The sequence below is a fragment of the Streptomyces sp. NPDC053426 genome (assembly GCF_055585405.1).
This window is the reverse complement of the sequence record NZ_JBVJKE010000019.1, coordinates 114,541-129,137: the sequence shown is the minus strand read 5'-3', so window position 1 is coordinate 129,137 and position 14,597 is coordinate 114,541. Positions and strand designations below refer to the sequence as shown.

Annotated in this window: 15 protein-coding genes and 1 tRNA gene; 7 read left to right on the top strand and 9 right to left on the bottom strand. The window is 72.3% G+C overall.

Translation table 11 applies throughout. The annotated features are described in order from the left end of the window. The first annotated feature begins 211 nt into the window (after positions 1-211). Entirely contained in the window at positions 212-1,198 is a 987-nt protein-coding gene (locus tag ACZ62B_RS31980; RefSeq protein ID WP_468890027.1) for an aldo/keto reductase, read from the top strand. Then, positions 1,195-3,249: a helix-hairpin-helix domain-containing protein gene (locus ACZ62B_RS31975; RefSeq protein WP_468885074.1), complete on the top strand. Its 2,055-nt coding sequence runs from the start codon at positions 1,195-1,197 to the stop codon at positions 3,247-3,249. Before ACZ62B_RS31980 ends, ACZ62B_RS31975 begins: the two co-directional genes overlap by 4 nt. A gap of 60 nt (positions 3,250-3,309) precedes the next feature. Here the strand turns inward: ACZ62B_RS31975 and ACZ62B_RS31970 are convergent, their stop codons facing one another. Further along, on the bottom strand, positions 3,310-4,020 hold the full coding sequence (locus ACZ62B_RS31970) for a hypothetical protein (protein ID WP_469693027.1): 711 nt from the start codon (positions 4,018-4,020) through the stop codon (positions 3,310-3,312). Between the two features lie 47 nt (positions 4,021-4,067). Here ACZ62B_RS31970 and ACZ62B_RS31965 point away from each other — a divergent pair, with 47 nt between their 5' ends. Next, positions 4,068-4,256, top strand: coding sequence for a DUF5703 family protein (locus ACZ62B_RS31965; protein WP_026085313.1), 189 nt, complete (start codon positions 4,068-4,070; stop codon positions 4,254-4,256). Positions 4,257-4,329: 73 nt separating this feature from the next. Here the strand turns inward: ACZ62B_RS31965 and ACZ62B_RS31960 are convergent, their stop codons facing one another. The 3 genes from ACZ62B_RS31960 to ACZ62B_RS31950 all read right to left on the bottom strand — a co-directional run bounded on the left by ACZ62B_RS31960 (position 4,330) and on the right by ACZ62B_RS31950 (position 7,083). Then, entirely contained in the window at positions 4,330-5,202 is an 873-nt protein-coding gene (locus ACZ62B_RS31960; RefSeq protein WP_469693025.1) for a chaplin, read from the bottom strand. A gap of 169 nt (positions 5,203-5,371) precedes the next feature. Next, positions 5,372-5,605: a chaplin ChpH gene (gene chpH, locus ACZ62B_RS31955; protein ID WP_344560717.1), complete on the bottom strand. Its 234-nt coding sequence runs from the start codon at positions 5,603-5,605 to the stop codon at positions 5,372-5,374. A gap of 152 nt (positions 5,606-5,757) precedes the next feature. Continuing rightward, positions 5,758-7,083 carry a M20/M25/M40 family metallo-hydrolase gene (locus ACZ62B_RS31950; RefSeq protein WP_344560485.1) on the bottom strand — a complete coding sequence of 442 codons (1,326 nt, stop codon included), beginning with the start codon at positions 7,081-7,083 and terminating at the stop codon, positions 5,758-5,760. A 204-nt stretch (positions 7,084-7,287) separates the two neighbouring features. On the opposite strand from ACZ62B_RS31950, the gene ACZ62B_RS31945 reads away from it, so the two are divergent. Next, positions 7,288-7,372 (top strand) — tRNA-Leu (locus ACZ62B_RS31945). Positions 7,373-7,435: 63 nt separating this feature from the next. Continuing rightward, positions 7,436-7,810, top strand: a complete 375-nt coding sequence (locus ACZ62B_RS31940; RefSeq protein WP_344560484.1) for a YchJ family protein — start codon at positions 7,436-7,438, stop codon at positions 7,808-7,810. Between the two features lie 20 nt (positions 7,811-7,830). Here ACZ62B_RS31940 and ACZ62B_RS31935 read toward each other — a convergent pair whose 3' ends face one another. Both ACZ62B_RS31935 and ACZ62B_RS31930 read right to left on the bottom strand, forming a co-directional pair. Then, the gene (locus tag ACZ62B_RS31935) at positions 7,831-8,547 is read right to left on the bottom strand and encodes a hypothetical protein (RefSeq protein ID WP_469693023.1); all 717 of its coding nucleotides are present in this window, start codon (positions 8,545-8,547) and stop codon (positions 7,831-7,833) included. A gap of 122 nt (positions 8,548-8,669) precedes the next feature. Then, positions 8,670-9,371, bottom strand: a complete 702-nt coding sequence (locus ACZ62B_RS31930) for a FadR/GntR family transcriptional regulator (protein WP_344560482.1) — start codon at positions 9,369-9,371, stop codon at positions 8,670-8,672. Positions 9,372-9,508: 137 nt separating this feature from the next. Between ACZ62B_RS31930 and ACZ62B_RS31925 the strand changes: the two genes are divergently transcribed. Further along, positions 9,509-10,027, top strand: a complete 519-nt coding sequence (locus tag ACZ62B_RS31925) for a gluconokinase (RefSeq protein ID WP_344560481.1) — start codon at positions 9,509-9,511, stop codon at positions 10,025-10,027. Between the two features lie 82 nt (positions 10,028-10,109). Continuing rightward, positions 10,110-11,507, top strand: a complete 1,398-nt coding sequence (locus ACZ62B_RS31920; protein ID WP_344560480.1) for a GntT/GntP/DsdX family permease — start codon at positions 10,110-10,112, stop codon at positions 11,505-11,507. An 80-nt stretch (positions 11,508-11,587) separates the two neighbouring features. On the opposite strand, the gene ACZ62B_RS31915 is transcribed toward ACZ62B_RS31920, so the two are convergent. The 3 genes from ACZ62B_RS31915 to ACZ62B_RS31905 form a co-directional block, all read right to left on the bottom strand. Then, positions 11,588-12,211 carry a cytochrome b/b6 domain-containing protein gene (locus ACZ62B_RS31915; RefSeq protein WP_344560479.1) on the bottom strand — a complete coding sequence of 208 codons (624 nt, stop codon included), beginning with the start codon at positions 12,209-12,211 and terminating at the stop codon, positions 11,588-11,590. Then, positions 12,195-12,941, bottom strand: a complete 747-nt coding sequence (locus tag ACZ62B_RS31910) for a molybdopterin-dependent oxidoreductase (RefSeq protein WP_468723281.1) — start codon at positions 12,939-12,941, stop codon at positions 12,195-12,197. Before ACZ62B_RS31910 ends, ACZ62B_RS31915 begins: the two co-directional genes overlap by 17 nt. 75 nt (positions 12,942-13,016) lie before the next feature. After that, entirely contained in the window at positions 13,017-14,567 is a 1,551-nt protein-coding gene (locus tag ACZ62B_RS31905; protein WP_344560477.1) for an APC family permease, read from the bottom strand. Between the last annotated feature and the right edge of the window lie 30 nt (positions 14,568-14,597).

Genomic DNA, 14,597 nt, shown 5'->3' with positions numbered 1-14,597 from the left:
GACGGCACCCCGTAAGCGCCGGGCCGCGCGAACACCCCCCGGGCCACAGCAACGCGGAGCACCCCGCACAGCACGCCGGGCCGTGCGCCCCCGGTCCACACCAGCACAGGGCACCCGCAAAGCGCCGGGCCCGTACAAACGCCCTGCGGCTCGGAAATCCGTTGTCCACAGGCCCCCACACCAAACGCTCTGGCCAGTAATCTCGGCGTTCATGGAGCAGAGGCATCTCGGCCGTACCGGCCTGCGTGTGTCCCGGATCGGGCTCGGGACTCTGACCTGGGGTCGGGACACCGACGAGCACGACGCCGCGGACCTCTTGAAGACCTTCTGGGAAGCCGGCGGGACCCTCGTCGACACCGCCGACGTGTACGGCGACGGAGAGTCCGAGTACCTGCTCGGCAAGCTGATGGAAGGGCTCGTACCCCGCCGGGACCTCGTCATCTCGACGAAGGCCGGGAGCGTGCCCGATCCGGACCGCCGGTTCGACGGCTCGCGCGGCCATCTGCTCTCCGCCCTGGACGCCTCGCTCGCCCGCCTCGGCACCGACTACGTCGACGTGTGGCACGTCCACGCCTACGACCCCGCCACCCCGCTGGACGAGACGCTGGAGACGCTCGACATCGCCGTCGGCAGCGGGCGCGTGCGCTACGCCGGAGTCTCCAACTTCTGCGGCTGGCAGCTGGCCAAGGCGGCGACCTGGCAGCTCGCCGCGCCGGGCGCGCGGACCCGGCTGGCGAGCACGCAGATGGAGTACTCGCTGCTCCAGCGGGGCGTGGAGCGGGAGGTCCTTCCCGCCGCGCTCGATCTGGGGATCGGGCTGTTGCCGTCCTCGCCGCTCGGACGGGGCGTGCTGACCGGCAAGTACCGCAAGGACGCCGCGCCGGTGGACTCCCGGGGCGCCTCGGAGCATCTCGCCCCGTTCGTCGAGCCGTATCTCGACGACACGGCGAGCCGCATCGTGGACGCCGTGACCACGGCGGCGGACGGGCTCGCCGTGACCGCGCTGCAGGTGGCCCTCGCGTGGGTCCGTGACCGTCCCGGTGTGGCCGCCCCCATCGTCGGCGCGCGCACCGCGCAGCAGCTCACGGCGGCATTGTCAGTGGAGGCGCTTAGTCTTCCTGACGAGATCTGCCGGGCGCTCGACGACGTGTCGGCGCCCGTGCACCGCTATCCCGATCACGACTGGAGCACGCTGTGAGCACGGAGCCGCCCGAGACCGCGGAGGACGCCGAGGAGCCGGGGACGCCCGCCGAGGACGCGCAGGTGTCCGAGGCCGCGCAGGTGTCCGAGGCCGAGGCGGAGCTGGCCGCGCAGCGGGTGGAGCGGGAGCGGATCGAGCGGCGGAAGGCGGAGCGGGAGGGTCCGATCGAGGCCGGCGGCAAGCTGAGCGGCGCGGCCGCGGATCTGCTGGCCGCCGTGCGGGCCGTGGAGAGCGGTGAGAAGCCGGCCACCACCGTGTTCGAGGAGGCCGGGCCCGCGCCGCGGCGGCCCGCTCCCGAGCCCGTGCGGCGGGCGCCGGAGGCGGTCCCCGGCCCGGTGGTCCCGGCCGCCGGTGCCGTCGAGGACGTGCGGGGGGTGCTGGTTCAGGGGGGCGCGCCGGAGGGGCTCGCCGTCCAGGCCGCCGGTGTGTTCGGGGACGGGGGCGCCGACGTGCTGCGCGCCGACCCCTGGCAGTTGCTGCGGGTTCCCGGGGTGCGGCCCGAGCAGGCGGACGGGTTCGCCCGTGCGCTGCTCGGCGCCGGGGCAGGGCCGGACGACGAGCGGCGGGGGCGGGCGGTCACCGTGTGGCTGCTGGAGCAGGCCGCGCTCGCCGGGCACACCGTGCTGGAGATGGCCGCGCTGGTCGCCGCGCTGGGTCGGCAGGGGGTGCCGGAGCCCGAGGAGGCCGTGCAGAACGCCATCGCGGAGGGGGACGTGCTCGTTTTCCAGGACGCCGTCGGCGAAGCCGGGGAGGACGAGGAGCGGCCGGTTCGGGTGCTGGTGGGGCTGGAGCGGTACGCACTGGCCGAGGAGAGTCTGGCCGACGGGCTGGCCCGGCTGGTCAACTCCGTGACCGGGCGGGACGGCGCGGATGAGGGATGGGAGCGGGCCGCCGCCTCGGCGGAGGGGTCCGCGGGTGAGCTGATCCGGGCGGTCGCCGGGCACGGGCTGGTGCTGCACACCGGTGGGGAGGCCTCGCTGGCCGAGCCGGCGGCGCTGGTGAGCGCCGCGCGAGGGCTGGGGTTGCGGGTCTGGGCCGCCGCCCACGGTCCGGTGGGGCGTGCCCGGTTCGCGGGCCTGGCCGAGGGGGCCGGGGTCGCCACCGTCGCGGGGCTGCTGTCCGGTGCCGAGGGGCCCGGGCGGGACGCCGACGGGGCGCTGGACGTGGATCTGCTGGTGGTGCTCGACGCCCCGCAGCTGGATGTGGAGACCGCCGCGCTAGTGGCGGAGTCGCTGCCGGACGGGGCGCGGCTGGTGCTGGCCGGTGATCCGGGGGTGCTGTGGTCGGTGGGGCCCGGGCGGGTGTTCGCGGATCTGCTGGCGGCGCGGGTCTGCCCGCAGATCGCCTCGCGGCGGCCGGATCCCGGACCGCTGGGCGAGCTGGTCTCGGGGATCGGCGTCGGCGAGCTGAACCAGGTGGCGGCGCCCGGCAAGGAGGTCGTGATCGTGCCGGTGCGGGACGCGGGAGAGGCCGTGCACCGGACCGTGCAGCTGGTGGCGGACTCGGTGCCGCGCGCGATCGGGGTGCCGGCCGAGGAGACCCAGGTGATCACCCCGGGGCACGGGGGCGCGGTGGGGACGCGTGTGCTGAACGCGGCGCTGAAGGAGCGGCTGAATCCGGGGCCGGGGCGCTTCGGCGGGTTCGATCCGGGTGACCGGGTCGCCCACTCCCCCGCTCCGGGGCGTACGCTGCCGGGCCGCGTGGTGCGGGCCGACGGCGAGGGGCTGCACCTGGAGTGCGGGGGCGAGGAGATCGTCGTGCCGAGGGAGCGGGTGGAGTCGTCCGTGCGGCACGGGTGGGCGCTGACCGCGCACCAGGCGGTGGGCTGCCGGTGGCCCGCGGTGGTCGCGGTGCTGCCCGGTGACGCCGTGCAGGCGCTGAGCCGTCCCTGGGTGTACACGGCGTTCAGCAGGGCCGACCGGCATCTGTCCGTGGTGCACGGCGTGGAGCAGGCGCTGCCGCGCGCCGTGGCCGAGGTGACGGCGAAGCCGCGGACCACCCGGCTGCCGGTGCTGCTGGCCCCGCAGGTTCCGGTGGCGGAGGGCTGATCCCGGCCCGTGCGCGGGCGGCGGCACCGGGGGTGCCGCCGCCGTGCGGGGCGGGTGCGGTCAGCGGTCCGCGTCGAGGGGTTCCAGGTCCCCGTCCTCGTCCAGGCTCGGGTCCAGCTCGTCCTCCAGGTCCTCCTCGTCGTCGTCGAGGTCCTCCTCGTCGTCGTCGAGGTCCTCGTCGTCGTCGAAGACCGCGCTGACGTCGAAGCGGCACACCACCTGCTGCGGGTCCACCTGCTCGAACGGCGCCTCCAGCCACTCGCCGGGTTCCGCGGGGTCGTCCGATGCCGTCACCCAGAGCGTGGAGTCGCCCTCCTCCAGCCCGAACTCCTTGTGCCGGGAGGCGATCTCGTCCGGCTCGAACTCGCCGAACAGCAGGCCGAGCGCGCCGTGGACGGTGCCCGACGCCTCCGAGGTCTCGTCGTCCGCCGCCTCGATCCGCTGGGCGTGCGCGCGCAGCCGCTGGGGTTCCACGACGGCGTAGTCGCGGCGGATCAGCACGCTGAGCGCGGCCGGTTCCTCGGGACCGGTGTACGGCGGCGCGTCCTCCGCGCCGGGGATCTCGAAGGGGGTGACCTCGTCGTAGCGGTCGTAGAGCAGTTCGTCGTACGCCTCCGCGGCCGCGGCCAGCTGGTTGAACGCCTCGTAGACGGCCGGGTCGTCCTCCCCCGACCGGCGTTCGACCGCGGCCAGGTGGCGGTCGAGCGCGGTCTTGACCGCCTCGGCGGCGGCGCGTACCTCGGCAGCGGTGGGCTGCGCAGCATCAGACATAGTGCAGACGCTATCCGTACCGGGGCCCGGCCCGCACAATAGATGCGATGCCGGAATACGAATTTGTCGACGTGCACGTACCGCGCGGGGTCTCCCGCAAGGAGACGGCACGTCTGCTGACGGACCATGCAGAGTACGGTCACTGGGAGTTGTACCGCCTGACGCTGATGCGTGACGGCAGTCGCAGGGTGCGGCTGCGGAGGCGGATCATCCGCCAGGTGCGCGCCACCTGGTGATCTTCGACGCCCGACCGGAATCACACGACGGAGCGGACCCCGTGGTCGCGGGGTCCGCTCCGTGTGTCCGGTGTCACGCGGCGGTCCGCGCCTTGCGGTAGAGGACCGCGCCGGCGAGCAGCGCGCCCGCGCCGACGGGCAGGACGAGGCCCATCGGCAGCTCACTGCCGGTCTGCGCGAGCTGCGCGTCGTGCCGGGGCTGGGTGAGGGAGTGGGCGCCCGGCTGGTCGCCGGTCGACGGACGGTCCGGGGTGCGGTCGTCCGGGGTGCCCGGGGTGCCCGGCCCGTCACCGGGCTGTTCGGGGCCGCTGGGCTGTCCCGGGGTGTCGTGGCCCGAGCCGCCGTTCGCGCAGTCGTTGCCCCCGGCGGCGTTTCCGGCGGCGAGGATGTCGACGCTGTTGCCGCAGACGTTCACCGGGACGTGGACCGGTACCTGGATGTGGTTGCCGGAACCCACACCGGGCGAGCCCTCGGCGTACCCGTCGGCGTGCGAACCGCCGTGACCGTACGAGGACGAGCCGCCCTGGTTCGCGCAGTCGTTGCCCTCGGCGGCGTTTCCGACGGCGAGGACGTTGACGCTGTTGCCGCAGACGTTCACCGGGACGTGCACCGGTGCCTGCACCGTGTTCCCGGAGAGCACACCGGGCGAGCCCTCGGCGTACCCGTCGGCGTGCGAACCGCCGTGACCGTCCGAGGAGGGGCCACTCTGGTTGGCGCAGGAGTTTCCCACGGACGGGTTGAGGACGCCGACGACGTTGACCGTGTTGCCGCAGACGTTGACCGGCACGTCCACCGGTGCCTGCACCGTGTTCCCGGAGAGCACGCCGGGTGAGCCGGCGGCGTGGCCCGTCGCGCCGGAGTCGGCGTGGGCGGCCCCGCTCGCGGCGGCGAGTACGCCCGTGGCGGCCGCCATCGTCATCAGGCCCTTGCGGGTGACCTGTCGCATTGCTGAAAATCCCTGCCTTCGACCTGGTGCCGGGAATCGGTGTTCCGACGGATTCCCGGTGTTCCGACGTTCGATGAGACCGGTCGGCCCCGGAGCGCATGGCGCGCGCTCCGGGGCCGACGCGGGCTCAAGCCCTCAGCGGGCATGCCCTAGAGGGCGAGACACAACGTCACTTGTTGATGCAGACGTTGCCGAAGGCGGGGTTCAGCAGCCCGATCACGGAGATCGTGTTGCCGCAGGCGTTCACGGGGATGTGGATCGGGGCCTGCACGACGTTGCCGGAAAGGACACCCGGGGAGTGCACGGCGGCACCCTGGGCGCCGGAGTCGGCGGCGGCCATGCCCGCGCCCGCGAGAACCAGACCACCGGTGGCAGCCGCGACGGCGACGACCTTCTTCAGCATCATTCCTCCTTGTTGGCAAAGCGATCCAAAGTCGCGGATCACATCACGGCTAACGAGGACGGAGTAATGAGGCTACGAGCTTATCGTCGCATTCACTCTTCCCAGTCAACTCCGTACGTCTGCCCGATTGTTGAGCTCACCGAGCGACCGTCTCAGGAGGCGTCGAGGAAGCGGTCGAGCACCCGCACACCGAACTTCAGGCCGTCCACCGGGACCCGCTCGTCGACCCCGTGGAACATGCCCGCGAAGTCCAGCTCCGGGGGCAGCTTCAGCGGCGCGAAGCCGAAGCAGCGGATGCCGAGGTCGTCGAAGGACTTGGCGTCGGTGCCGCCGGAGAGCATGTAGGGCACGGCCCGCGCGATCGGGTCCTCGGCGCGCAGGGCGCTCTGCATGGCGTCGACGAGCCGGCCGTCGAAGTCGGTCTCCAGCGCCTTGTCGGCGTGCACGTCCTCGCGCCGCACGCGCGGGCCGAGGATGCGGTCGAGGTCGGCGAGGAACTCCTCCTCGTAGCCGGGCAGGAAGCGTCCGTCGACGTGCGCGGTGGCCTGGCCGGGGATGACGTTCACCTTGTAGCCGGCGCCGAGCATGGTGGGCGCCGCCGAGTTGCGCAGCGTGGTGCCGATCATGCGGGCGATGCCGCCGAGCTTGGCGAGGGTCTCGTCCATGTTCTCCGGGTCGAGCTCGGTGCCGAGCGCGTCGGAGAGCTCGTCCAGGAAGGCCCGTACGGTCTTGGTGACCCTGACCGGCCACTTGTGCCGGCCGAGGCGGGCGACGGCCTCGCACAGTTCGGTGATCGCGTTGTCGTCGTTGGTCATCGAGCCGTGTCCGGCGGTGCCGTCGACGGTGAGCCGCATCCAGTGCATGCCCTTCTCGGCGGTCTCGACGAGGTAGAGGCGCAGCTTCTCGTTGACGGTGAAGGAGAACCCGCCGACCTCGCCGATCGCCTCGGTGACGCCCTCGAACAGCTCGGGGTGCTTGTGCACCAGGTGCTTGGCGCCGTACGTGCCGCCGGCCTCCTCGTCCGCGAGGAAGGCGAGGACGATGTCGCGCGGGGGCTTGCGTCCGCTGCGCATCCGGTCGCGGACGACCGCGAGGGTCATCGCGTCCATGTCCTTCATGTCGACGGCCCCGCGCCCCCACACGCATCCGTCGGCGATCTCGCCGGAGAAGGGGTGGTGGGTCCAGTCGTCGGCGTTGGCCGGTACGACGTCGGTGTGGCCGTGGATGAGCAGCGCGGGCCGGGAGGGGTCCTCGCCCTCGATCCGGGCCACCGTGGAGGCGCGCCCCGGGTGCGACTCGAAGATCCGCGGTTCCAGGCCCACCTCGGCGAGCTTCTCGGCGACGTACTCGGCCGCCTTGCGCTCGCCGGGGCCCGAGTGGTCGCCGTAGTTGCTGGTGTCGATCCGGATCAGCTCGCGGCAGAGGTCCACGACCTCGTCCTCACCGGTGACGCTCCTGGCCGTGTCCGTCTCGCTCACGTGCTTCCTCCCGCTGCTGGTGTTCCCGCTGGTGGGTCGTCCCCTCATCCTCTCTCCCCCGCGGGCGCGCCCCAAGACCCGGCCCGGCCCGTCATCCGCCGTTCACGCGACGGCGCGGCCGGGCGGGGGTGATCGGCCACCCCGGAACACCTGGTAATGTTTACGTCGTCGCCAGGGGGGAAACCCCGGCGCGACAGACACCTTGTCCGGGTGGCGGAATGGCAGACGCGCTAGCTTGAGGTGCTAGTGCCCTTTATCGGGCGTGGGGGTTCAAGTCCCCCCTCGGACACATGAAGCGCGAGGGCCGCGACCACGAGGTCGCGGCCCTCGGGCGTTCTCGCGGAGGCCGACCATGACCACACGTTCCTGTCCCTGCGGGCTCCCCGAGGCGTACGAGGCCTGCTGCGGTCGGTTCCACTCGGGGGCCGCCGCCGCTCCCACCGCCGAGCGGCTGATGCGGTCGCGGTACTGCGCGTTCGTGCGGCGGGACGGGGCGTACCTGCTGCGGAGCTGGCATCCGAGGACGCGGCCGGAGCGGATCGACTTCGATCCCGGGATGCGGTGGACCGGGCTGGAGATCCTGGACACGACCGGCGGGTCCGCCTTTCACTCCAGCGGGACGGTGACCTTCCGGGCCTCCTACCGGGGCGGCTCGCTGCACGAGCGCAGCCGGTTCGAGCGGGTCGACGGGGCGTGGGTGTACGTCGACGGGGAGTTCCTGGAGTAGTCCCCGTGCCGGGGTGGGGTTCACCCCGGTCCTTCGAAGAACCCCATGACCGTCGCCTCGTCGAAACGCCGCTCCGCCGCGTTCTGCCGGGTGATCGTCCAGTAGACGTCACCGTCGATGTGCGCGCCGCCGTACCACTGGGCGAGGAGGGCCCAGGCCTCGGGGCGGGAAGGCTTCCCCGTCCTGTCGGCCTCCGTCCACGCGGCGTAGGTGACGAGGTCGGTCTCGCCGTAGGGGTCGGCGGAGTATCCGTCGAGCTGGAGGCGCGAGGCGCCGAGGAGGGGCCGGTCCTCGTGCCGCACGTCCCTCCAGGCACCGCGCAGGGTCGGGGCGCGGGGGTGTTCGGCGGGGTCGAAGAGGGATTCGTTGTCCGGCAGGGAGACGTCGTACCGCAGCCGCAGTTCCCCCGCCGTCCGCAGGACCGAGTCCAGGCCCTCCCCCGCGTCGCCCGGCGCGCGGCCGGAATCCAGCGGGCGTTCCTCCACGGGTGTCCCGGCCGGGACGTACACCGCCTCGCCGCCCGCGTCCAGGCCGTCGTCGTGGGAACGGGCGAGGAGCAGGAGCGCGCCGTCGCGCGGCAGGGGCAGCGCCGCGAGGTCCAGGGAGGCGATCAGGCAGGTGCGCTTCGGCAGGTCGGGGAAGCCGGCGGGGAGCGGTGCCGGTCCGCCGAAGCGGCCCACGACCGGGCCGTCCCGTGCGGGGCGAGGGTCGCGCACGGACGGGCGGCGGCCGGCCACCTCTCCACCTCGCAGGACGGTACGCCGCGCGCGAGCGCCTTCTCGCGGACGCGGTCCAGTTTCCGGAGTGTCCCGGGGATCATGCGAGGAACCTGGCGCCGGGGTCCGACGCCGTACGGCCGTCAGGGCGCCAGGATGTCCAGTTCCTGGAGGGCGCCCTCGGTGATCTCGCGGGTCAGTTTCTCCGCGCGGGCGGCGTCGCGTTCGCGGACCGCCTCCGCGAGCTGGACGTGCAGGGTGACGGCGGCGGGGTCGGGGTCCTCGAACATCACGTCGTGGTGGGTGCGGCCGGACAGCACCTCGGCGACGACGTCGCCGAGGCGGGCGAACATCTCGTTGCCGGAGGCGGTCAGGATCACGCGGTGGAACGCCACGTCGTGGAAGAGGTAGCCCTCCAGGCGGTGACCGCTGGAGTTGGCGACCATGCCGAGGGCGCACTCGGTCAGTTCGGCGCACTGCTCGGGGGTGGCGTAGCGGGCGGCCAGGCCCGCCGCGACGGGCTCGATCGCCGAGCGCAGCACCGTGAGGGAGCGCAGTTGGCGGGGGCGGTCCGCGCCGGCCAGGCGCCAGCGGATGACCTGGGGGTCGTACACGTTCCACTCGCAGGTCGGCAGGACCGTCACGCCGACGCGGCGCCGGGACTCGACCAGGTGCATGGACTCCAGGACGCGGACGACCTCGCGCATCACGGAGCGCGACACGTCGAAACGCTGTGCGAGTTCGTCGGTGCGCAGGACGCTGCCGGGCGGGTACTCGCCGGCGGTGATCTCGGGGCCGAGGGTGTCCAGTACACGGCCGTGCAGCCCCCGGCCCGTGGTGCTCATGTACTCAGAGTACGGGGCGGGTCACGGGAATAAAAAGTCAGACTTATATGTCACAGACTCTTGAATTCGTCGTATCTAATGAGCTTCAGTTGCGTCGACATCACGTGTCGACGAAGACATCAGACAGCGAGGCAGCGATGAACACCCCCCATGTCGTCGTGGTCATGGGCGTCGCGGGCACCGGGAAGACCACCATCGGTCCCCTGCTCGCGGCCCGGTTCGGCGTCCCGTACGCCGAGGGCGACGATTTCCACCCGCCGGCCAACATCGCCAAGATGTCGGCCGGTACCCCGCTCACCGACGACGACCGGTGGCCCTGGCTGGACGCCATCGGCGACTGGGCGCACGGCCGGGCCGGTCTCGGCGGGGTGGTCAGCTGCTCGGCGCTGAAGCGGTCGTACCGCGACCGGCTGCGGGCCGCCGCGCCCGGTGTGGTCTTCGTGCACCTCTCCGGTGACCGCGCGCTCGTCGAGGACCGGATGTCGCACCGGCAGGGCCACTTCATGCCCACGGCACTGCTCGACTCCCAGTTCGCCACGCTCCAGCCGCTGGAGCCGGACGAGGCCGGAGTCGCCGTGGACGTGGCGGGCAGCCCCGAGGAGATCAGCGCACGGGCGGCCACCGCCCTGGACGCCCTCCCCGAGCCGACCGCGTAGGTCCCCGACCGGACCCCCATTTCCCGGGGTGCCCCCACCTCCCCGGTCTTCTCCCCTCCCCCGTAGAAACAAGGGAACCACCGTGACCAGACTCAGCGTTGAGATGCTGGCAGCGGACGCACCCGAGTCGATCACCTCGGCCGGCCACGCCCAGCTGGGCGTCGCCGTGCTCCTGGGCATCGCCGTCATCGTCCTGCTCATCACCAAGTTCAAGCTGCACGCCTTCCTGTCCCTGACCATCGGGACGCTGGCGCTCGGCGCCTTCGCCGGCGCGCCGCTCGACAAGGTCATCACCAGCTTCAGTGCCGGACTCGGCTCCACCGTCGCCGGTGTGGGCGTGCTGATCGCCCTCGGCGCGATCCTCGGCAAGATGCTCGCCGACTCCGGCGGTGCCGACCAGATCGTCGACACCATCCTCGCCAAGGCGAGCGGCCGTTCCATGCCGTGGGCGATGGTGCTGATCGCCTCGGTGATCGGTCTGCCGCTGTTCTTCGAGGTCGGCGTGGTGCTGCTGATCCCGGTGGTGCTGATGGTCGCCAAGCGCGGCAACTACTCCCTGATGCGCATCGGCATCCCGGCGCTCGCGGGTCTGTCCGTGATGCACGGTCTGGTGCCGCCGCACCCCGGCCCGCTGGTCGCGATCGACGCCGTCGGCGCCAACCTCGGTGTGACGCTGGCGCTGGGCGTGCTCGTCGCGATACCGACGGTGGTCATCGCCGGTCCGCTGTTCTCGAAGTACGCCGCCCGCTGGGTGGACGTCCCGGCTCCGGAGCGGATGATCCCGCAGCGGCCCTCCGAGGACCTGGAGAAGCGTCCGAGCTTCGGCGCGACGCTGGCCACGATCCTGCTGCCGGTCGTGCTGATGCTGGCCAAGGCGCTGGTCGACATCGTCATCGACGACCCCGAGAACAGCGTGCAGCGCGTGTTCGACGTGATCGGCTCCCCGCTGATCGCGCTGCTCGCGGCCGTGCTGGTCGGCATCTTCACGCTCGGCATGCCCGCCGGGTTCAGCAAGGAGCGGATGCAGCAGCTGGTCGAGAAGAGCCTCGCGCCGATCGCGGGCATCCTGCTGATCGTCGGCGCGGGCGGCGGCTTCAAGCAGACGCTGATCGACACCGGCGTGGGCCAGATGATCCTGGAGATCTCCGAGGACTGGTCGATCCCGGCGCTGCTGCTGGCCTGGCTGATCGCGGTGGCGATCCGGCTGGCGACCGGTTCGGCGACGGTGGCGACCGTCTCGGCGGCCGGTCTGGTGGCTCCGCTGGCGGCCGACATGTCGACCACGCACGCGGCCCTGCTGGTGCTGGCGATCGGTGCCGGTTCGCTGTTCTTCAGCCATGTCAACGACGCCGGGTTCTGGCTGGTGAAGGAGTACTTCGGGCTGAACGTCGGGCAGACGATCAAGACCTGGTCGATCATGGAGACGGTCATCTCGGTGGTCGCCGGTGCCCTGGTGCTGCTGCTGTCGCTGATCATTTAGCTGAAGACCGTGCGCGTACGGCCCACCCGCTTCCCCTCGGGACGCGGGTGGGCCCGTGCCGTTTCAGGGGCGCCGCGGTTTCAGGGGCGCCACAGCGGGTGTTCGCGCTCCGCCCAGTCGCGGTCGACGGAGCCCGTGCGCATGCCGCGGCGGGCCTCGGGATCCGCCAGGGCCATGCCGATGTGCCCGGCGAGGACGATGCCGATGGTCAGCGCCAGCCAGTCGTGGACGAAGGTGGCGCTGGTCCGCCACACCAGCGGGGTGAGGTGGGTGAACCACATCAGCAGTCCGGTGCCGAGCATGACCAGCGTGGCGCCCGCGATCCAGGCCGCGTAGACCTTCTGGCCCGCGTTGAACTTGCCGGCCGGGCGGGACGAGGGGCGCCTGTCGCGGCGCAGGGCGGCCCGCAGCCAGGTGCGGTCGTGCGGGCCGAAGCGGTTGAGGCGGCCCAGGTCGGCGCGGAAGGCGCGGGAGACGAGACCGGCGAGGACGGGGACGGGCAGGGCGAGCCCGGACCACTGGTGGAGGGTGACGACGAGGGCGCGGCGGCCCACGAGCTGGGCGAGCTGGGGGACGTAGAGGCAGGCGGCGGTGAAGACGCAGACGCCCATCAGTACGGCCGTGGCGCGGTGCACCCGGCGTTCGGCGCGGCCGAAGCGCCGTACGGCGGTGGCGGCGGGCGGGGTGTCAGTCCGTAGGCTCATCGTCGCGTCCGTTCGAGCGGCCGACCCAGGCGTCGATGTCGTAGCCGCGCTCCTCCCAGTAGCCGGGTTCGACGTCCTCGGTGACGGTGATGCCGGAGAGCCACTTGGCGGACTTGTAGAAGTACATCGGGGCCACGTAGAGGCGGACCGGGCCGCCGTGGGCGTGGCCGAGGTCCTCGTCCCGCATGCGCAGCGCGACCAGGACGTCGGCGCGGCGGGCCTGGTCGAGGGTGAGGCTCTCGGAGTACGCGCCGTCGAAGCAGGTGAAGCGCACCGCCCCGGCCGAAGGGCGCACTCCCGCGGCGTCCAGCAGCCGGGACAGACGCACCCCCTCGAACGGCGTGTCCGGCACCCGCCAGCCGGTGACGCACTGGACGTCCCGGACCGTGCGGGTCTGCGGCAGGGCCTTCAGTTCGGCCAGGGTGTAGGAGGTGGGGCGGTCGACGAGGCCGTCGACCGCGAGGCGGTAGGTGTCGGCGTTCTTCCGCGGGACGGACGAGGTGACCGAGTAGTAGCGGAAGCCGCCGCCGTTGGGGAGCAGTCCGGTCAGGCCGGTGGGGTCCTTGTCGGAGGCTCCGGCGAGGAAGGATTCCAGGCCGCGCTGGAGGGTCGGCGCGGTGACCACGCCGAGGGCGCCCAGACCGAGGGTGCCGAGGAGGACGCGGCGGCCGACGGGTTTGCCCCGCGCGTCCCCCTCGCCGGGAGGCCGCGGTGGCTGTTCGGGGTTCACTTCTCCATTCGAGCACCCGCGTTCCCGTCGGACCAGGGAGCGCGGGTGCCCGTCAGACTTTCGTAAGCGGCTCCTCTACGAGGTGCGCTCGGCCTCCTTCTCGAGCTGGAACGCCTCGTTGCCGAGCCCGATGCGGGCGTGCTTCTCGGGGGCGCGGGCGCGCAGGACGGCGCCCTGGACCAGGCCGACGACCAGGGCGAGCCCGATGATGCCGGGCAGGATCCAGCTCAGCGAGGAGTCGGGGCCCGCGCCGACCAGTACGTCGAAGTCCTTGACCGTGTAGCCGGCGATGACGACCAGGGCGATGCCCGCCAGCGCGGAGGTGACCAGCCGCCAGCTCTGCGCGCCCGCGGCGCCGCGCCGGACGAAGAAGACGACGACGGACAGGGAGGCGATCGCCATCAGCACGATCACGCCGAGGGCTCCGATGTTGCCGCCCCAGGTGAACAGGTGCAGGACCGGCGCGGTCGGATCGCCGGTCGGCTTGTCGTCGGTGAGCGCGAAGGCGAGGACCAGCACGGCGGCGATGACGGTCTGGAGCAGGGAGCCGGTGCCGGGGGCGCCGCTGGTGCCGGTGGTGCGGCCGAAGGCGGCGGGCAGCAGGCCCTCGCGGCCCATGGCGAAGGCGTACCGGGCGACGACGTTGTGGAAGCTGAGCATGGCCGCGAACATGCCGGTCACGAAGAGGATGTGCAGGACGTCGGTGAAGGTTCCGCCCAGGCGGTCCTCGGTGAGGAAGAACAGCAGGCCGGCGCTCTGCTCCTGGGAGGCGCCGACGATCCCGGAGGGGCCGGTGGCGACGGTGAGCGCCCAGCTGCTGAGGGCGAAGAAGACGGCGACTCCGGTGACCGCGAGGAACATCACGCGCGGCACGATCTCGTGCGGCTTGCTGGTCTCCTCGGCGTAGACGGGGGCCTGTTCGAAGCCGAGGAAGGCGGCGATGCAGAAGCACAGGGCGGTGCCGACGCCGGCGCCGCTGAGCGTGTCCGGGTTGAAGGCGTGCAGCGACAGGCCCTCCTTGCCGGGGTCGGCGATGGCGGCGATGTCGAAGACGACGACCAGCAGCACCTCGATGACCAGCAGCACGCCGAGCACGCGCGCGTTGACGTCGATCTTCAGCCAGCCCAGCGCGCCGACGGCGAGGACGGCCACGAGCGCCGGTATCCACCAGGCGATCTCGAGGTCGGCGTAGGTGGCGAAGAGGCCGGAGACCTCGAAGCCGAAGATGCCGTAGATGCCGACCTGGAGGGAGTTGTAGGCGACGAGCGCGACCAGGGCGGCGCCCGATCCGGCGGTGCCGCCGAGGCCTCGGGAGATGTAGGCGTAGAAGGCGCCGGCGTTGTGGACGTGCCGGCTCATCTCGGCGTAGCCGAGGCTGAAGAGGACCAGTACGACGCCGAGGATCACGAAGAGCAGCGGCTGGCCGACGATGCCCATCACCGCGAATGTGGTGGGCATGACACCGGCGACCACCATGAGGGGGGCGGTCGCGGCGAGGACGGAGAGCAGTAGGCCCCCCGTGCCGAGGCGGTCGGCGCGCAGGGCGCGCTCCTGCCCCTTGAAGGTACTGATGCCGTCGGCTGTCGCTCTGCTCCTGCTCGAAGTGCTCGAACTGTCCGTCGTCATCGAAAGGCCGTCCTTGGTCGGTTGTGGTTG